The following is an 18,733-nucleotide window of genomic DNA, read 5'->3' as shown; positions in this document are numbered from 1 at the left end:
CAGGCCTCTAGATCAGGCCTTAGCTTGCCGTAACGCCCGCTGCAACGTGTTGACAGGTATCAAGCTTCTAGGCCAGCAATTGACTGAGTACCGCGCGCAACTTTCCGGGCTTGACCGGTTTGTTCAGCAACGGTGCATCCAGCCGGCGCAACGCACGGCGGCATTGGTCGGTGCGGTCGGCGGTGATGATCACGGCGGGGATCTTGTGACCGAAATGCTCGCGCAACTGCTTGACCACCAGGCAGCCCACCACCCCGTGGTCGAGGTGGTAGTCCGCCAGAATCAACTCCGGCGCCCTGCCCTGCAGCGCCTGCAATGCGCCGGCCTGGTCGGTGGCGGTGACCACGTCGCAACCCCATTGGCCCAGCAGCGCGCGCATGCTGTCGAGGATGCTGATCTCATTGTCGATCACCAGCAAACGCCGCCCCGGCAATGGGTTACCGGTGGTGGGCAGGGTCGGTAACTGGCTGATCGCGGGTGGCATCTCTGCGCTGATGGGCACCTCGATGCTGAACATCGAACCGCGCCCCGGCCAGGAACGCACCGCCACCGGGTAGCCGAGAATCTCGGCGATGCGTTCGACAATCGCCAGCCCCAAGCCCACACCTTTGCGTTCCGACGCGCGGCCGACATCGAGCTGGTTGAACTCCAGGAAGATCGCCTCCAGCCGGTCGGCGGCGATCCCGCGCCCGGTGTCCCACACCTCCAAGCGCAGACGATCGCCACGACGGCGGGCGCCGAGCAGGATGCAGCCTTCGTCGGTGTAGCGGCAGGCGTTGCTCAGGAAGTTGCGCAAGATCCGCGTCAGCAAACGCAGGTCCGTATGGATCGCATACCCCCCGGTGCGCGCACGCAGGTTCAACCCGGCCGCCTGGGCCACCGACTGAAACTCCGAGATCAACGGTGCGAACAGTTCCTCCAGGCGATACACCGCCGCGTCCGGCTTGACCGCCGCCTGGTCGAGCCGCGAGATATCGAGCAGATCCGTGAGTAAGTCCTCGGCGCCTTCCAGGGCCTGATGGGTCCGCTCCACCAGCACCTGCTCGACACTGGGCAACGCCCGCTCGCGCAGGGTGGCGATCAACAGGCGCGCGGCGTTCAGCGGTTGCAGCAGGTCGTGACTGGCGGCGGCGAGGTATTTGTCCTTGCTGCGGTTGGCGGCCTCGGCGGCGTCGCGGGCATCGCGCAGTTGCCGTTCCACCTGTTCACGCTGGGCGATCTGCTGTTGCAGGTTGCGGTTGGCCTCCAGCAATTCATCGGTGCGCGCGGCCACGCGCTGTTCCAGTTCATCGTTGAGGCGGATATAGCGCCGACGCTCGGCTTCCAGTTCGTCCAGGCGTGCCGTCAATTCGGGGTAGTGGCTCTTGCGCGCCGACTGGTCGCCCAGCCCGAGCAACCCGGCGAGGGCGCGCTGCTGGTCGTCAGAGAGCTTCGCCATACACGACCTCGACGTCACGCTGGCTCGACTCGCGCGGGTTGGTGAGGATGCACGGGTCGTGCATCGCATGCTGGGACAGGAACGGAATATCCGCCACGCGCACGCCATGCAAACCGAGGGTTTCATGGAAGCCAATGGCGTGTTTCAGGGCAATCAGGTGTTCCACCAGGCGCCCACAGATCTGCCGATGGTTCAGGCCCCGGCAGTCGATGCCGAAGGTCTCGGCAATCACCTTGAAGCGCTCCGGCGCCGAGTTGTAGTTGAACGCCACCACATGCTCGACCAGCACCGCGTTGCACAGGCCATGGGGCAGATCGAGAAAACCGCCGAGGCTATGGGACATGGCATGCACCGCGCCAAGGATCGCATTGGAAAACGCCAGGCCGGCCTGCATGCTGCCGAGCATGATCTTCTCGCGCAGGGCAATGTCCGTGGGGTTGGCGATCATCTGCACCAGGTTGCCGTTGATCAACCGCATGGCCTCCAGGGCATGGGGGTCGGTGAGCGGGCCATGACCGGTGGAAACGAACGCCTCGATGGCATGCACCAAGGCGTCGATGCCGGTGCAGGCGGACAGGAACGGGTCCATGCTGGCGGTGGTTTCCGGGTCGATCAGCGACACATCCGGCACCACCGCCTTGCTGACGATGGAGAACTTCATGCGTTCCTGCTGGTTGGAAATGATCACGAACTGCGACACATCCGCCGAGGTCCCGGCGGTAGTGGGGATCAGGATCAGCGGTGGGCTGGGCACGCGGATGGTGTCCACGCCTTCGAAGTCCAGAATGCTGCGCCCGTGGGCCACCACGATGCCGATGGCCTTGCCGCAGTCCATGGGGCTGCCGCCGCCGATGGCGACGATCACGTCGCAATGGTTTTCCCGGTACACCTCGGCGCCGAGCATCACCTCCTCCACGCGCGGGTTGGGCGATACGGCGCTGTACAGGCAGTAGTCAATGCCGATGGCCTGCAGGCTGGCTTCCACATCGGCGACCCAGCCGGCGGCGATCACACCGGGGTCGCTGACCACCAGCACCTTGCGCGCACCGAAGGTTTTGGCGTAGTTGCCGACGTTATGCCGGCAACCGGCACCGAAGATGATTTCAGGCGAGACGAATTTACGCAGGAGGCTCAGGTTTGGGCTCATTGGAAAGCCTGTTCTTATTATTTTTGGAAGATGCGCTCCACACTAACCGATCCGCAGGCGTTTGCAATCAGACCAAAGGGTCATTCCCAATAGCGCACCGGCCAGCACTGGGCTGGCCGGCTGTTGAATCAACGGCTGGCGAAGTACATGGTCACTTCAAAGCCGATACGCAGGTCGGTGAAGGCGGGTTTGGTCCACATGGGAGAGTCCTCTTGTTGTGCCGGAAGATTCCGGTAAAGGCATTAATACATGGGGGGTTGGGGGGGCGAATGCTACTTTCGAAGTAAATGCCGCACTGCATTAGTCGCGAATGTACAGGGAACAAAACTGTGGGAGGGGGCTTGCCCCCGATGGCTGTGGGTCAGTCAACATTTATGCCACTGACCCACCGCTATCGGGGGCAAGCCCCCTCCCACACTGGATCGCATTGCAATTAGAGGATCAGAAGAAGCCCAACGGGTTGATGTCGTAGCTCACCAGCAGGTTCTTGGTCTGCTGGTAGTGGTTCAGCATCATCTTATGGTTCTCACGCCCCACACCTTGTCGCCGCCGTAGCCGCGAATGTACAGGGAACAAAACTGTGGGAGGGGGCTTGCCCCCGATGGCTGTGGGTCAGTCAACATTTATGCCACTGACCCACCGCTATCGGGGGCAAGCCCCCTCCCACACTTGATCGCATTGCAATTAGAGGATCAGAAGAACCCCAACGGGTTGATGTCGTAGCTCACCAGCAGGTTCTTGGTCTGCTGGTAGTGGTCCAGCATCATCTTGTGGTTCTCACGCCCCACACCCGACTTTTTGTAGCCGCCGAACGCCGCATGCGCCGGGTAGAGGTGGTAGCAGTTGGTCCACACACGCCCGGCCTTGATCGCCCGGCCCATGCGGTAGGCGCGGTTGATGTCGCGGGTCCACAGGCCGGCGCCGAGGCCGAATTCGCTGTCGTTAGCGATGGCCAGGGCTTCGGCTTCGTCCTTGAAGGTGGTGATGCCCACCACCGGGCCGAAGATTTCCTCCTGGAACACGCGCATCTTGTTGTGGCCCTTGAGCAGGGTCGGCTGGATGTAATAGCCGCTGGACAGGTCGCCGTTCAGGTGTTCGGCCGCGCCGCCGGTGAGCAGCTCGGCGCCCTCCTCCTGGGCGATCTTGAGGTAGGACAGGATCTTGTCGTATTGCTGCTCGGACGCCTGGGCGCCGACCATGGTTTCGGTGTCCAGCGGGTTACCGCGCTTGATCTTGACGATCTTCTTCATCACCTCGGCCATGAACGGTTCGTAGATCGACTCCTGCACCAGCGCCCGCGACGGGCAGGTGCACACTTCGCCCTGGTTGAAAAACGCCAGCACCAGGCCCTCGGCGGCTTTCTCGATAAACTGCGGCTCGGCACGCATGATGTCTTCAAAGAAGATGTTCGGCGACTTGCCGCCCAGCTCCACAGTGGACGGGATGATGTTTTCGGCGGCCGCGTGCATGATGTGCGCGCCAATCGGCGTGGAGCCGGTAAAGGCGATCTTGGCGATGCGTTTGCTGGTGGCCAGGGCCTCCCCGGCTTCGCGTCCAAAGCCCTGCACAATATTGAGCACGCCCGGCGGCAGCAGGTCATTGATCAGTTCGGCGAACACCATGATCGACAGCGGCGTCTGCTCGGCCGGCTTGAGCACGATGCAGTTCCCGGCGGCCAGGGCCGGGGCGAGTTTCCACGCGGCCATCAGCAGCGGGAAGTTCCACGGAATGATCTGCCCGACCACACCCAACGGTTCGTGGAAGTGGTAAGCGGCGGTGTGTTCATTGATCTCGGCGGCGCCGCCTTCCTGGGCGCGGATGCAGCCGGCGAAATAACGGAAATGGTCGGCGGCCAGGGGCACGTCGGCGTTGAGGGTTTCACGTACGGCCTTGCCGTTGTCCCAGGTTTCGGCCACGGCCAGCACTTCGAGGTTTTGTTCGATGCGGTCGGCGATTTTCAGCAGCACCAGGGCGCGGTCCTGGGCCGAGGTCTTGCCCCAGGCATCGGCGGCGGCGTGGGCGGCATCCAGGGCTTTATCGATGTCGGCGGCGCTGGAGCGCGGGAATTCAGCAATCGCTTGGCCGGTGACCGGCGAGGTGTTGGTGAAGTACTCGCCGCTGATCGGTGCGACGAACTCGCCGCCGATGTAATTACCATAGCGCTGCTTGAAGCTGACGATGGCGCCAGGGGTGCCAGGTTGTGCGTAGATCATAGTAAAGCCTCTGTCTGGGTCCGGGCCTGTCGGTCAACAGGCGATCACCCGATAGTAAGGTGCCCCCACCGCCGGGCGAATGCGCCGTTGGCAGGAGGGCACTGCTCATTTGGTCGTAGAACTAGTGCTTGGCCACCAGGTCCTTGGGCAACTTGAAGGTCCAGAGCATGCCGCCCTGGTTGAAGTCCTTGATGCGCTTGGCCACTTCACCGCCCCACAGCGGCACCGCGCCGCCCCACCCGGAGACCACCGAGACATACTGCTCGCCGTCCATGTCCCAGGTAATCGGCGAGCCGAGCACGCCGGAGCCGGTCTGGAATTCCCAGACTTTCTCGCCGGTCTTGGCATTGAAGGCCTGCAGGAAACCTTCCGGCGTACCGGTGAACACCAGGTTGCCCTTGGTGGTCAGCACACCGCCCCACAGCGGCGCGAAGTTTTTGTGGCGCCAGACTTCCTTGCCGCTGACCGGGTCGATGGCGCGCAGCACGCCGATGTAGTCTTCGTTCAACGGTTTGATGGTGAACCCGGCGCCGAGGAACGCCGCGCCTTTCTTATAGGCGATGCCTTCGTTCCACATGTCCATGCCCCACTCGTTGGATGGCACATAGAACAGCCCGGTGTCGCGGTTGTAAGCCATGGGCATCCAGTTTTTCGCCCCGAGGAAGGCCGGCGCAACGAACACCGACGTGCCCTTGGCTTCACTGCCCGGCGCGCCGGGGCGGCTGGCTTCGTTGTAGATCGGCCGGCCGTTCTTATCCAGGCCGGTGGCCCAGGTGATCTTGTCGACAAACGGGAAGCCGCGGATGAACTTGCCGTTGGTGCGGTCCAGCACATAGAAGAAACCGTTGCGGTCGGCCGTGGCCGCGGCTTTGATTTCCTTGCCGCCCTCGGTGTAGTTGAACGACACCAGTTCGTTCACGCCGTCATAGTCCCAACCGTCGTGAGGCGTGCTCTGGAAGTGCCATTTGATGGTGCCGTCGTCCGGGTTAAGTGCCAGGCGCGAGGACGAGTAAAGGTTGTCGCCGGGGCGCAGGTGCGAGTTCCACGGTGCCGGGTTACCGGTGCCGAACAGCAGCAGGTTGGTTTCCGGGTCGTAGTAGCCGCCCAGCCACGGCGCCGCGCCGCCGGTTTTCCACAGGTCCCCCGGCCAGGTTTTACCCGCTTCGCCGCCGGAGATGCCGTTTTCCACGGCTTTGCCGTCCTTGTACACATAGCCCATATGGCCTTCGACCGTCGGGCGGGTCCACAGCAGGTCGCCGTTTTTCGGGTCGTAGGCTTCGATCTTGCCCACCACGCCGAATTCGCCGCCGGCCACGCCGGTGATCAGCTTGCCGTTGATCACCAGCGGCGCGGCGCTGATCGAGTAGCCTTCCTTGTGGTCGGCCACGCGCTTGCTCCACACCACCTTGCCGGTGTCTTTATTCAGAGCCACCAGTTTGGCGTCCAGGGTGCCGAAGAACACCAGGTCGCCGTACAGCGCCACCCCACGGTTGATAACATCGCAGCAGGGGCGGATGTCATCCGGCAGACGCGCATCGTACTGCCAGAGTTTCTTGCCGGTGCGCGCATCCACCGCGAACACCCGCGAATAGGAACCGGTGAGGTACATCACCCCGTCCTTGACCATCGGCTGCGCCTGCTGCCCGCGCTGTTTCTCGCCGCCGAAGGAGAACGCCCAGACCGGGCGCAGGTCCTTGACGTTGTCCACATTCAGAGTGTCCAGCGGGCTGTAGCGCTGGCCTTGCACACCCAGACCGTTGGTGACGATCTGCCCGGGGTTTTTCGGGTCCTGGAGAATGTCCTGATCGCTCACGGCGGCCATGGCCTGGCCGGATAACAGGATGGCACCGAGCAACACACTCAAGGCGAAGGGTTGGCGACGTGCGGGTTGGGTCATGACGGCTACCTCTGCGGTTTTTTGTTATACCCGGGAAATTTTCCCGGTCTGGTGCCGATTCTTGGGCGCAGGGGCGTTCGTCACAATTGACCGCAGTATCGAGATTGCTAGTTCCTTAGTAGCGGGTGTCCAGCCGTTGCATCTGCGCGCGCTCGTAGCGCGGGTACAGGTGGCTGACGCTGCGGGTCAGTTCGTAGCGGCTCAGGTTGATCGCGGCAAAGCGTTCGGGGATGGGGCTGCGGATCAGCTCGGCCATGTCGCTGCCGTTGGCGGCGCCGTCGCGCAGCAGTTGATCGAGCCAGCCCAGGTAATCGCGCATCTGGGCGAACGGCTGCGCATCGGCGGCCACCGGGCCGTGGCCGGGCACGATCAGGGTCCAGGGCAAGGCTTGCAGGGTGTCGAGGTCGGCCTGCCACGCCGCCAGCCCCGGGCTATGGGGCGTGGTCAGGGCGCGCTGGTAGAACACCAAGTCGCCGGTGAACAGCACCCCGGTGCGCTGGTCGAGAATGGCCAGATCGGCGCCGGTATGCCCGGTCAGCGCCAGCAAGCGCAGGTCATGCTGGCCCACGCTCAATACACCGGCTTGCAGCGCCTGGGTCGGCAATACCACTTCGGTGCCGCGCATCCAGTCGCCGACCATGCGGTAGAGGTTTTCCGCCAGGCTGTCGCCCTGCTCGTGCAGCAAGCGCGTGGTGTCGGCCAGGGCGCCGATGGGCACGTCCTTGAACGCTTGGTTGCCCAGGGCGTGGTCAGGGTGATGGTGCGTGATCAGTACCTGGATCACCGGCTTGGGGGTGACTTGGGCGATGGCTTGGCGCAGCGCTTCGCCGTAGCGACGCGACGGCCCGGTGTCGATCACCACCACACCGGCCTCGGTGACGATAAAAGCGGTGTTGACGATATTGCCGCCATTGGCCTTGGCAAAGTTGCCGGTGCTGCCTTCGAGCAGCCAGGTGTCGGCGGCGATCAGCCGAGGCTTGAGGGCGTAGTCCAGGTCCGCCAGGGCGGGCAGGCTCAGGCCCAGGCATAACAAGAGAATCCAGCGCATGCCGCGCTCCTTCTGGTCAGGGGATGGCCGCGTCGAACTCATTGCCGCTGTTGTCGCGCAGCACCAGGCGAGTAGGCCCCGGTGCTTCGATGTCGAAGGCTAGATTGGGGTTCTCGCTGACCGCCGGGAACAATTCCAGCTCGGCCAGCACCTGATCGTCCTGGCCACGCAATTGCCCATGGTTGATAAAAAACTCAGGGATACCGCTGACCAGGCCGTTGTCCATCGGGTGCGCCACTTGCACGCGCACGCGGCTGAATTCGCCACGGGGGTAGCGCCCGCCGAGCACTTCGCCCAGATGCTCTTCCCAGCCCGGCTGGCTGCGCACCACACTGGGCGCGGTGCAGCCGCCGCCGGCCGCGTCGATCAGCGCCGACCCCACATGCCATATGCCGTCATCGGTAAGGACCGCGGCGCGCAACGGCGTGGCTTGCTCGATGCGGATGCGCAGCGCCAGCCACGGCAGCACCCCTTCCTTGGGCTGGAAGTCGACGATTTTCGGCAGCGGGTTCAGTTCGGCCCAGGCCAGGATCCTCACCACATGCCCCTTAAACGCCCGCGCGTCGATTTCCAGCGGCACCTGGCGCGCATCCTCGGCGAACGGCGGCGCCAGCAGCTTGACCCGCGCGTCGAACACGAACGGCGCGTCGGCCAGCAGTTGCTTGTGGTAGAAGGCCCACATCACCGAGGGCACCGGGTCGACCTCCACGGCATGGGCGGCCAGTGGCAGCCAGCAGGCCAGGATGCAGCTCAGTCGCCAGTTCATCGCCTGCTCCTATTGGTACATGTCGGGCACTTCGTAGCGCAGGCCGTAGTGGCGGTAGATCGCCTGCAAACGGCCGTCGCGGATCAGACCTTCAAGGGCTTCTTCCACCGCATAGGCCAACTGGCGATTGCTTTCGTGCACCGCCATGCCGATCTCCCAGCGTTGCCGCCCCATGTTCGGGTAGGCGTTTTCCGCCAAGGCCAGTTGCGGGTCATGGGCCTGCTGCACCTGCCAGTCGATTTCCCCGCGCATGGCCATGACCGCATCGACCTTGCCGGCGCGCATCGCCGCAAACGCCTGGGTCACACTGGGGTAATGCTGGGTGCTGGCCGCGAGTTGGCCGTTGAACACCGAGGTCAGGTAAAACGATGGCACGCTGTCGACTTCGACACCGATGGGGTGCTGCTGGAACACCGCCACGCTGGCGACCTTATCCAAGCGCCGGCGGTCGTAGGCCACCTGCCATTGTTCGTTCTGGTACGGGCCGAACATCACCACCTGGCCGTTTTCCAGTTCGCCTTGATCGTTGCGCCGTTGTGCGTAGTCGTGGTCGTAGGGCGCGCGCAGCATCAGGTCGGCCAGCTGATGGTGATGCAACGGGCTGCCGCGCCAGATGTAGTCGCGCAGGTCGTCGTCGAGCTTTTCGCCGGCCGGCGCCCAGATCAACTTGAGCCGCACACCGAGCGCCTCGGCCAGGGCCTGGGCCAGTTCCACGTCAACGCCTCGGGGGGTGGCGCCGTCCTCGAAACTGTAGGGAGCAAAGTCCTTGTACACCGCCACTTTGATTTCGCCGGCGGCGATCATCTGGTCATAGCTGCGCACCTGCGCCTGCGCCGTGTGGCAGCACAGCAAGGCCAGGCCCAGCACCACGGCAAACAGGCGCATGGCATCACTCCTCGACGTGCACGCTGTCCAGGTAGGTGCGCACCGCCCACAAGGCTTCCTGGCTCAGGTAGTCGGCCATCTTCGGCATGTACACCCGGCCGTCGCGCACCGCGCCATGGCGTACGCGCTCGACAAACCATTCATCACCGGCCTCTCCCACATCCAGCATGCGCAGGTCCGGGGCGATGCCGCCGGATTTGGCTTCCAGGCCGTGGCAGGCGGCGCAGTTCTGGTTGAAGGCGGACGAGCCGATTTCCACGGCTTTGTCATGTTCGGGCGAATTGCGATAGGGGTTGACCGCCGCCCAGCCGTCCTCGTTGACCGGCACGCCGGCGTCTTTGATGGAGGTCAGGCCTTTGGTTTCCACCGCTTGCGGGACCACGTTGCCATGGGCCCAGGCGGCCCCGGCACCAAGCACACCGACCAGCAGACCGGCGACGAGCAAGGCATTGTGTGTTGTTGTCATTGTTTTTGCCCTCAGGATTGCACGCAACACCTCATTGCAGAGGCTCTGGCAACCATCTTAGAAACCCCGGAGCGCGGGCCGTATGCTGCTTTGGTGGTCGCGCCCTCCTCCCTTGGTAGTAGGGCTTGTGGGGCACGCCTAAAACAGTGGCGGCGCGGGAAATCTTCCCGGCCACGGCGGGCGTTTTTCCGTATCCGGCCAGCGCCGCGCGCCGCACCCTGTGCAGGTCAAAACCGACACTGGGAACTGCAACCATGACAATAAGATCGCTACCCGTCCGTTCACCCTTGAGCCTTGCCGTGCAGACCCTGCTGCTGGCCGGCAGCCTGGGCCTGGGCACCGCCGCCCTTGCCGCCGAACCGCCACGCCAGACCCGCGCGGTCACCTGGGAAGACATCGCCAATGACCACCTGAGCACCCAGGACGTGCTGCAATACGGCATGGGCACCAACGCCCAGCGCTGGAGCCCGCTGGCCAAGGTCAACGACAAGAACGTGTTCAAACTCACCCCGGCCTGGTCCTATTCGTTCGGCGACGAAAAACAACGCGGCCAGGAATCCCAGGCCATCGTCAGCGACGGCGTGGTCTACGTCACCGGCTCCTATTCCCGTGTGTTCGCCCTCGACGCCAAGACCGGCAAACGCCTGTGGACCTACAACCACCGCCTGCCCGACAACATTCGCCCGTGCTGCGATGTGGTCAACCGCGGCGCGGCGATCTTCGGCGACAAAATCTACTTCGGCACCCTCGACGCACGGCTTATCGCCCTCGACAAAACCACCGGCAAAGTGGTGTGGAACAAGAAATTCGGCGACCACGCCGCCGGCTACACCCTCACCGGCGCACCGGTGCTGATCAAGGACAAGGTCAGCGGCAAGGTGCTGCTGATCCACGGCAGTTCCGGCGATGAATTCGGCGTGGTCGGCCAGTTGTATGCGCGTGACCCGGACACCGGCGAAGAGGTGTGGATGCGCCCCTTCGTCGAAGGCCATATGGGCCGTCTCAACGGCAAGGACAGCACGCCGACCGGCGACGTGAAGGCGCCGTCATGGCCGGATGATCCAAGTACACCCACCGGCAAAGTCGAGGCCTGGAGCCACGGCGGCGGCGCACCTTGGCAGAGCGCGAGCTTCGATGCCGAAACCAACACGATCATCGTCGGCGCCGGCAACCCTGGCCCGTGGAATACCTGGGCGCGCACTGCCAAGGACGGCAACCCCCACGACTTCGACAGCCTCTATACATCCGGGCAGGTCGGCGTCGACCCCAGCACCGGTGAGGTGAAATGGTTCTACCAGCACACCCCCAACGATGCCTGGGATTTTTCCGGCAACAACGAGTTGGTGCTGTTCGACTACAAAACCCAGGACGGCAAAACCGTCAAGGCCACCGGGCACGCCGACCGCAACGGGTTTTTCTACGTGGTCGACCGCAGCAACGGCAAGTTGCAGAACGCCTTCCCCTTCGTCGACAACATCACTTGGGCCAGCCATATCGACCTGAAGACCGGGCGCCCGGTGGAGAACCCAGGCCAGCGCCCAGCCAAGCCACTGCCGGGGGAAACCAAGGGCAAAGCGGTGGAAGTCTCGCCACCGTTCCTGGGCGGCAAAAACTGGAACCCCATGGCTTACAGTCAGGACACCGGCCTGTTCTACATCCCCGGCAACCAGTGGAAAGAGGATTACTGGACCGAAGAGGTCAACTACAAAAAAGGCTCGGCGTACCTGGGCATGGGGTTCCGCATCAAGCGTATGTATGACGACCACGTCGGCACCCTGCGCGCGATGAACCCCACCACCGGCAAAGTGGTGTGGGAGCACAAGGAAGCTCTGCCGCTGTGGGCCGGCGTGCTGGCGACCAAAGGCAACCTGGTCTTCACCGGCACCGGCGACGGTTTCTTCAAAGCCTTCGACGCCAAAACCGGAGAGGAGCTGTGGAAGTTCCAGACCGGCAGCGGCATCGTCTCGCCGCCGATCACCTGGGAACAGGAAGGCGAGCAGTACATCGGCGTTACCGTCGGCTACGGCGGCGCGGTGCCGTTGTGGGGTGGCGACATGGCCGAGTTGACCAAACCGGTGGCTCAGGGCGGGTCGTTCTGGGTGTTCAAGATCCCGAGTTGGGATAATAAGACCGCGCAAAAATAACCCCCCGGCGAGAATACCGGGCCACCTTTTGCAGCAAGCGGCTCCCCGGTGGTGAGCAGGCTTGCCCTGCGCTCGGCTGCGCAGCAGTCGTAGACCTGAGCGCAGGGAGGTGCTGGAGGAATGCCAGGGCCGCTGCGCAGCCCAGCGCGGGCGGTGCGACGATTCGACAAGCCCGCTAACCAGAACAAGCTCGCTCACCACAGGATCCCCAGAGGTCGCACGATGAACTACCTGCCCTTGTTACTCCTGCTCTGCCTGCCCCTGGCGCACGCCGACGATGGCGACGACACTCCGCTCGTTATCAATGGCTGCACCATCGCCGAACACAGCCAATGCCCCGGCGCCAACCTCAAGGGTGCCAACCTGCGCAACCAGAACCTGAGCAAAATGAACCTGGCCGGCGCCGACCTGCGCGAGGCGGATTTACGCCATGCCAACCTCGACCTGGCCAACCTGGAAAAAGCCCAATTGCAGGGCGCCAACCTGACCCGCGCCAGCCTGCAACAAAGTAACCTGCGCCTGGCCGACTTTACCGGCGCCACGTTGATGGCCGTGCAAGGCTGGGGGCTGTTCGCCCAAGGCGCGCAGTTCGAAAACGCCAACCTCAGCGCGGCCTACCTGCAATTTGCGCGGCTTTCAGGCGCGAAGATGCACAAGGTCAACCTGCGTGCGGCCGACCTGGAAATGACCTGGCTGAGCAAGGCCGACCTGCAAAGTGCCGACCTCAGCGATGCGAATTTGCAGGAAGCCAAGTTCGGTGAGAGCAACCTGGAACAGGCCACCCTCACCGGCAGTCGCCAGCACTACGCGAACTTCCAGGACGCCAATATGGAAGGCTGTACGGATTGCCCCACCACTTGGGGTCGCTAGAACACTACTGAACCTGAGAAAAGTGAGCAGGCTTGGCCTGCTCATCAGGGCGTATCAGTCGTTGCCTCTGCACGCGCCCGCTTATCCAGCCACTCGCACTACTCCCATATCGATCCCCAGGTGCACCAGCTCGGCATGGGAACTGACCTGCAATTTGCTCTTGAGCAAGGTCAGGTGGTTGGACACGGTCTTGCTGCTGATACTCAGTTGTTCGGCGATCTGGCGCATCGGCGTGCCCTTGGCCAGCATCAGGAAAATCTCCAGTTCACGCGGCGTCATACCCTGCCAGCGTTGATCGCCGGGGGTGTAGGCCAGTTCGGTGGCCAGGGCCTGTTCGATATAAGCGTGACCGTCAAGGATGCGCCGCACCGCTTCGATCAACACCTCGGGGGCCGAGCTTTTGGTCAGGTAGCCCGAAGCGCCCGCGTCCAGGGCCTGGCGCACCAGGGGCAGTTCATCGTGCATGCTGAAAAACAGCACACGCAGCTGCGGCAGGCGCTGGCGCAGGCGGCGCAGGGTTTCCAGGCCGCTGATGCCGGGCAGCCCGACATCCATGATCACCAGGTTCGGCACGGCCTCCTGCACGCGTAGCAGTGCGTCTTCGCCACTGGCGGCTTCACGCACGTCAATGGCGGGCAACACGGCACGTAACAGGCTGGCGTAGCCCTGGCGCACCACGGCATGGTCGTCCACCAAGAGAATATTCATGACACCTCCAACGGCATGTTCAGCGCCAGCGCCCAACCGGCGCCGGGATGGCTAAGGACGCTCAGTTCGCCGCCCAGGCAGCGCGCGCGTTCGCCCATCGAGTACAAGCCCACACCCGGACGCTGCGGCGGCTGGGCACCGCGCCCGTTATCCCGTACCCACAGGCGCAAACGCGCACCGCGACACTGCAGGCGCACCCGCACCTGGCTGGCCTCGGCGTGCCGCAGCACATTGGTCAGGGCCTCTTGCAGCAGGCGATACAGATGGGTCTTGCTGGTGCTCGATAACGCCGGTAAGTCAGGGCTGACTCGCAGCTGGCATTCGATGCCATGGCGGGTTTGCCACTGGCTCACCAGCATCGCAAATGCCTCGCCCAGCGGCAGGTGTTGCAGGGCCACCGGATACAGGTCGTGGACCAGCGCGCGAAAGCCTTGCTGTAAGTGTTCACAGTGATCCTCCAACTGCGCCACCGTGCGCGCCACCAAGGCCGGTTGGTCGCTGACCAGCCGTAGCAGGCAGGCCTGGGCACGAATACCGGCCAGGTATTGGCCGAGGTCGTCGTGCAGGGTCTGGGCCAACTGAGTGCGCTCCTGTTCCTGTACCGCCAGCAAGGTGTGGGTGAGTTGGGTGTTGTCGCGTCGGGCCTGCTCCAGAGCGTCGGTCATGCGGTTGAAGTGCAGCGCCAGTTGCCGCGCCTCCGGCGAGCCCTGGGTGCGCAGGCGCACGTTGAGCTGGCCGGCGCACACCTGTTGCAGGGCGCGCAGCAAGGCGTCCAGCACACCCATGCCCCGGCGCACCGCCCAGCGGATCGTCAACAGGCTCACCAGCAGCGCCAGCCCGCACAGGCTGAGCAACTGCTGCACGGAGTCCCAGACTTCATCGATCTCATCCCGTGGGTCGACGGCAATGGACACTCGCCGGCCATCGGCTAAGTCCAGCACCCGCGCGGTGTGCTGTGCGGGAGTCAAGACCCAGCGCGCGAGCCAGGCATCTAGCCCCGTTTGTTCGGGCGCAGGTGGGGTTTGGCCGGCGGCCAGCCAGTAGACCCGCACATGGCGCAGGCTGGCAGTCAGCTGTGGTTGCAGGCTGGCGGGGTCGCGCTCGGCGGTGTCGCCCAGGTAGGCCACCACCGCCGCGGCCGATTGCAATTCGCGCTCCACGTCCGCCAAGGCTTGGTGCAACAGCAGCGCCATACACGCGCCGGTCACCAAGGTGAAGAAGCCGCACACCCACAGGTTGATGCGCCACAGGGCCGACAGCCCAGGCCGGGCGGTGAAGACGCGCATGCTCGTGTCACTCCTGTGAATGAGGCTAGGGTGACCCATGCTAAGACCGCCGCGCGCCGGCGCGGCTACTACCTTGGTACTGCCTCAGCGCTACTTTCTGCATATTTGCAGCGGGCACGGGGCTTCCTATGCTGGCGCTACCTGTCATGGAGTGCCTTATGCGCCAGTTCGCCCCCTACGCCGTGATCTGCCTGCTGGCAATTGCCTGGGCTAGCCACGGCCAGGCCGCCGAAGCGCCCTTGCAGGTGCAGATCGGCTACCTGGGCTATCGGCCCGACCCGGGGCCACTGCTCTCCAATGTAATCCCCGAGCCCGCCGATGCCGGTCAACGCGGTGCCGAGCTGGCGATCATCGACAGCAACAGCACCGGCGCATTTCTCAACCAGCGCTACAGCCTGACCAGCGCCAGCGTGGACAGCCCCGAAGCGCTGCTCGCCGCGGCCCAAGCCCAACACGCACAGGGCCTGCGCCTGTTCGTGGTGAATGCCCCCGCCGCCAGCCTGCGCCAGCTCAGTGCCGCCCTACCCGACAGCCTGCTGTTCAACGCCGGCAGCGCCGATGACCGCTTGCGCAGCACCGAGTGCCTGGCCAATGTGCTGCATACCCTGCCCAGCCGCGCCATGCTCGCCGATGCCCTGGCGCAGTTTCTGGTGCTGCGCAAATGGCAGAAGGCGTTGCTGATTGTTGGCCCCACCGAAGACGACCAAGCCTACGCCGCTGCCCTGCGCCGCGCCGCCAAACGCTTCGGCGTGCAGCTGGTCGCGGAAAAAGCCTGGCGCTTCGATAACGACCAACGCCGCAGCGCCCAAGCCGATATGCCGCTGTTCACCCAGACCGCCGAATACGACGTGGTGCTGGTGGCCGACGAGCGCGGTGACTTCGGCGAATACGTGCCCTATCAAACCTGGTATCCGCGCCCGGTCGCCGGCACCCAGGGCCTCACGCCCACCGGCTGGCACAAAACCGTGGAAACCTACGGCGCCGCCCAATTGCAAAAGCGCTTCGAAGCCCTGGCCGGACGCTGGATGAACGACCGCGATTTCGCTGCCTGGATGGCCGTGCGCAGCGTTGCCAGCGCGGTGAACAAACTGCATCAGGTCGCCCCCCAGGCAATCCGGCAACTGGAGCTGAGCGAGCAGTTGCCCCTGGATGGTTTCAAGGGCCGCAAGCTCAGTTACCGCGCCTGGAACGGCCAGTTGCGCCAACCGATTCCCATCGTGCAGCCGCGCGCCCTGGTCAGCACTTCGCCCCAGGACGGCTTCCTGCACCCCACTAATGAAATGGACAGCCTGGGTTACGACCAACCCGAGGTGACCTGCCGCCTTCCCTGATCGCCCACAATAATAAGGAACTCGCCATGCGCCGCACCCTGCTCTCATGCGCCCTGCTGCTTGCCGCCGGGCATGCCATGGCCAACACCGCCTGGGTCTCCAACGAGAAAGACAACAGCCTGAGCCTGATCGACCTGAACACTCTGCAGGTCACCGACACCCTCAAGGTCGGCCAGCGCCCACGGGGCTTGCTGCTGTCCCATGACAATAAGCTGCTGTACATCTGCGCCAGCGACTCGGACCGCGTGCAGGTAATGGACGTGGCCACGCGCAAGATCATCAAGGAACTGCCCTCCGGCAAAGACCCCGAGCAGTTCGCCCTGCACCCCAATAACCGCTGGTTGTATGTGTCCAACGAGGACGATGCGCTGGTCACGGTGATCGACACCGAGACCGCCAAAGTGCTCGGCCAGATCAGCGTCGGCGTGGAACCCGAAGGCATGGCGGTGAGCCCGGACGGCAAGTGGGCGGTCAACACCAGTGAAACCACCAACATGCTGCACTGGATCGACACCAGCACCCAGACCCTGGCCGACAGCACCCTGGTGGATCAACGCCCGCGCTTTGTCGAATTCAGCCACGACGGCGCGCAGCTGTGGGCCTCGGCGGAAATCGGCGGCACCGTGACCATTCTCGATGTGGCCAGCCGCAAGGTGCTCAAGACCTTGACGTTCGCCATCAAGGGCGTGCACCCGGACAAAGTGCAGCCGGTCGGTATCAAACTCAGCGCCGACGGCAAGTATGGATTTGTCGCCCTCGGCCCGGCCAACCATGTGGCGGTGATCGACGCCAAGACCTTCGAGGTGCTCGATTATTTGTTGGTGGGCCGCCGCGTATGGCAGCTGGCGTTCACCCCGGATCAAAAACAGCTGCTGGCCACCAACGGCGTAAGCGGCGATGTGTCGGTGATCGATGTAGACAGCCTGAAGGTGATCAAGTCGATCAAAGTGGGGCGCTATCCGTGGGGCGTGGTGGTCACGCCATGACCGCCCTGACCGTGCAGGACCTGAGCTTCGCCTACGGCCCGCGTCAGGCCCTGTGCGAGGTAGGTTTCAGCCTGGCGCCAGGGCGCTTTGCCGCGCTGCTGGGGCCTAACGGTGCCGGAAAATCCACCTTGATCGCGTTGCTCACGCGCCTGTATCACCTGCAACGCGGCGAGATCCACGTTGGCGGCCACTCCCTGCGCGACGCACCGCGGGCGGCCCTTAAACAGCTGGGGGTGGTGTTCCAGCAAAGCACCCTGGACCTGGACCTGAGCGTGGAACAGAACCTGCGCTATCACGCCGCGTTGCATGGTTTGTCCCGCCGGCATACCGACCTGCGCGTCGAGGCTGAGTTGGCACGCCAGGGCCTCAGCGAGCGACGCCGTGAAAAGGTCCGCGCACTCAACGGCGGGCACCGGCGCCGCGTGGAAATCGCCCGCGCCCTGCTGCATGAGCCGCGCCTGCTGTTGCTGGACGAAGCCAGCGTCGGCCTCGACCCGGCCAGCCGCCTGGGGTTGAACCAGCATGTGCGCCAGCTGTGCCGGGAGCACGATCTGAGCGTGTTGTGGACCACGCACCTGCTCGATGAAGTGCACGCCGACGACGCGCTGATGATCCTGCATCAGGGCCGGTTGGTGGCCAGCGGGCAAGTCGACGCGCTGGTGCAGGAACATGACGGCGATCTGGGTCGTCTGTTCGCCGGCCTGACCCGCCCCACCGCAACGGGAGCGCCAGCATGAATGCGTATTGGCAGTGCCTGCGCGGCATCGTGCTGCGCGAATGGCTGCGGTTTGTGTTGCAGCGCACGCGGTTTCTCAGCGCCCTGGTGCGGCCGCTGTTGTGGCTGGTGGTGTTCGCCGCCGGGTTTCGCGCCGCGTTGGGCATCTCGGTGATCGAACCCTACGACACCTACATCCCTTACGAGGTGTACATCATTCCAGGGCTGGCCTGCATGATCCTGCTGTTCAACGGCATGCAAGGCTCGCTGGCGATGGTCTACGACCGGGAGATGGGCAGCATGCGCGTGTTGCTGACCAGCCCGCTGCCACGCACGTTTTTGCTGTGCAGCAAGTTGCTGGCCACGGCGTTGATTTCCCTGTTGCAGGTGTATGGGTTCCTGGCGATTGCCTGGGTCTACGGCGTGCAGCCGCCGGCCATGGGGCTGTTGCTGGCCTTGCCCGCATTGTTGCTGGTGGCGCTGATGCTCAGTGCGCTAGGGCTGTTGCTGTCCAATGGAATTCGTCAGTTGGAGAACTTCGCCGGGGTGATGAATTTCGTGATTTTCCCGCTGTTTTTCCTGTCGTCGGCGCTGTATCCGCTGTGGAAGATGCGCGATGCCAGCCAGTGGTTGTACTGGCTGTGCGCGGTCAACCCGTTCACCCACGCGGTGGAGCTGGTGCGCTTCGCCCTGTATGAACGTCTGGCCGGCCTGGCCCTGGCGATCTGTCTGGGCTTGACCGTACTGTTCACCCTGCTGGCAGTGCTGACCTTCAACCCGCAACACGCGGCGTTGCGCAAACCGGGCTGAGGCCGGCAAAACTACTACTTTGG

General features: G+C 64.0%; 17 protein-coding genes and 1 pseudogene. 6 read left to right on the top strand and 12 right to left on the bottom strand.

Going from position 1 to position 18,733, the window contains the following annotated elements:
* Positions 1-67: 67 nt before the first annotated feature.
* The 10 genes and pseudogenes from K1567_RS26850 to pedF all read right to left on the bottom strand — a co-directional run bounded on the left by K1567_RS26850 (position 68) and on the right by pedF (position 9,860).
* On the bottom strand, positions 68-1,438 hold the full coding sequence (locus tag K1567_RS26850) for a hybrid sensor histidine kinase/response regulator (protein ID WP_034098910.1): 1,371 nt from the start codon (positions 1,436-1,438) through the stop codon (positions 68-70).
* Positions 1,422-2,585, bottom strand: a complete 1,164-nt coding sequence (gene ercA, locus K1567_RS26845) for an alcohol dehydrogenase-like regulatory protein ErcA (protein WP_034098911.1) — start codon at positions 2,583-2,585, stop codon at positions 1,422-1,424. The genes K1567_RS26850 and ercA overlap by 17 nt, the downstream gene beginning before the upstream one ends.
* Positions 2,586-2,713: 128 nt before the next feature.
* Entirely contained in the window at positions 2,714-2,785 is a 72-nt protein-coding gene (gene pqqA / locus K1567_RS26840; RefSeq protein ID WP_010209364.1) for a pyrroloquinoline quinone precursor peptide PqqA, read from the bottom strand.
* Between the two features lie 241 nt (positions 2,786-3,026).
* Positions 3,027-3,125, bottom strand: a pseudogene (locus K1567_RS28110) (hypothetical protein); the annotation flags it as partial.
* 152 nt (positions 3,126-3,277) lie between these two features.
* Positions 3,278-4,798 carry an aldehyde dehydrogenase family protein gene (locus K1567_RS26835; RefSeq protein ID WP_034110971.1) on the bottom strand — a complete coding sequence of 507 codons (1,521 nt, stop codon included), beginning with the start codon at positions 4,796-4,798 and terminating at the stop codon, positions 3,278-3,280.
* A 121-nt stretch (positions 4,799-4,919) separates the two neighbouring features.
* Complete coding sequence (locus tag K1567_RS26830) at positions 4,920-6,695, bottom strand: PQQ-dependent methanol/ethanol family dehydrogenase (protein WP_034098916.1); 1,776 nt, start codon at positions 6,693-6,695, stop codon at positions 4,920-4,922.
* A 115-nt stretch (positions 6,696-6,810) separates the two neighbouring features.
* Positions 6,811-7,743: a quinoprotein relay system zinc metallohydrolase 1 gene (locus K1567_RS26825; RefSeq protein WP_169868500.1), complete on the bottom strand. Its 933-nt coding sequence runs from the start codon at positions 7,741-7,743 to the stop codon at positions 6,811-6,813.
* Between the two features lie 16 nt (positions 7,744-7,759).
* Complete coding sequence (locus tag K1567_RS26820; RefSeq protein ID WP_034098920.1) at positions 7,760-8,509, bottom strand: quinoprotein dehydrogenase-associated SoxYZ-like carrier; 750 nt, start codon at positions 8,507-8,509, stop codon at positions 7,760-7,762.
* Positions 8,510-8,518: 9 nt separating this feature from the next.
* Positions 8,519-9,394 carry an ABC transporter substrate-binding protein gene (locus K1567_RS26815; protein ID WP_094066485.1) on the bottom strand — a complete coding sequence of 292 codons (876 nt, stop codon included), beginning with the start codon at positions 9,392-9,394 and terminating at the stop codon, positions 8,519-8,521.
* 4 nt (positions 9,395-9,398) lie between these two features.
* Positions 9,399-9,860 (bottom strand): cytochrome c-550 PedF, encoded by a 462-nt coding sequence (gene pedF, locus K1567_RS26810; RefSeq protein ID WP_034098924.1) that lies wholly within the window; start codon positions 9,858-9,860, stop codon positions 9,399-9,401.
* 254 nt (positions 9,861-10,114) lie between these two features.
* Here pedF and exaA point away from each other — a divergent pair, with 254 nt between their 5' ends.
* On the top strand, positions 10,115-12,004 hold the full coding sequence (gene exaA / locus K1567_RS26805) for a quinoprotein ethanol dehydrogenase (protein WP_220699013.1): 1,890 nt from the start codon (positions 10,115-10,117) through the stop codon (positions 12,002-12,004).
* Positions 12,005-12,226: 222 nt separating this feature from the next.
* Entirely contained in the window at positions 12,227-12,874 is a 648-nt protein-coding gene (locus K1567_RS26800) for a pentapeptide repeat-containing protein (RefSeq protein ID WP_040268799.1), read from the top strand.
* Between the two features lie 81 nt (positions 12,875-12,955).
* Here K1567_RS26800 and K1567_RS26795 read toward each other — a convergent pair whose 3' ends face one another.
* A complete protein-coding gene (locus K1567_RS26795) occupies positions 12,956-13,582 on the bottom strand; it encodes a response regulator transcription factor (RefSeq protein WP_034098927.1) in 627 nt (208 codons plus the stop codon).
* Positions 13,579-14,841 carry a sensor histidine kinase gene (locus tag K1567_RS26790; protein WP_169868528.1) on the bottom strand — a complete coding sequence of 421 codons (1,263 nt, stop codon included), beginning with the start codon at positions 14,839-14,841 and terminating at the stop codon, positions 13,579-13,581. The genes K1567_RS26795 and K1567_RS26790 overlap by 4 nt, the downstream gene beginning before the upstream one ends.
* Positions 14,842-15,026: 185 nt before the next feature.
* Here K1567_RS26790 and K1567_RS26785 point away from each other — a divergent pair, with 185 nt between their 5' ends.
* The 4 genes from K1567_RS26785 to K1567_RS26770 are packed head-to-tail and all read left to right on the top strand — an operon-like array spanning position 15,027 to position 18,710.
* Positions 15,027-16,199 (top strand): ABC transporter substrate-binding protein, encoded by a 1,173-nt coding sequence (locus K1567_RS26785; protein ID WP_220699012.1) that lies wholly within the window; start codon positions 15,027-15,029, stop codon positions 16,197-16,199.
* 26 nt (positions 16,200-16,225) lie between these two features.
* Positions 16,226-17,185 (top strand): YVTN family beta-propeller repeat protein, encoded by a 960-nt coding sequence (locus K1567_RS26780; RefSeq protein WP_047882600.1) that lies wholly within the window; start codon positions 16,226-16,228, stop codon positions 17,183-17,185.
* Complete coding sequence (locus tag K1567_RS26775) at positions 17,182-17,922, top strand: ABC transporter ATP-binding protein (protein WP_040268801.1); 741 nt, start codon at positions 17,182-17,184, stop codon at positions 17,920-17,922. The genes K1567_RS26780 and K1567_RS26775 overlap by 4 nt, the downstream gene beginning before the upstream one ends.
* On the top strand, positions 17,919-18,710 hold the full coding sequence (locus tag K1567_RS26770) for an ABC transporter permease (protein ID WP_034138669.1): 792 nt from the start codon (positions 17,919-17,921) through the stop codon (positions 18,708-18,710). The genes K1567_RS26775 and K1567_RS26770 overlap by 4 nt, the downstream gene beginning before the upstream one ends.
* Positions 18,711-18,733: the final 23 nt, after the last annotated feature.

It is taken from the genome of Pseudomonas sp. S5F11 (genome assembly GCF_019641515.1).
Classification (GTDB): domain Bacteria; phylum Pseudomonadota; class Gammaproteobacteria; order Pseudomonadales; family Pseudomonadaceae; genus Aquipseudomonas; species Aquipseudomonas rhodesiae.
The sequence above is the reverse complement of the archived record's forward strand: the minus strand, read 5'-3'. Positions and strand labels throughout refer to the sequence as shown.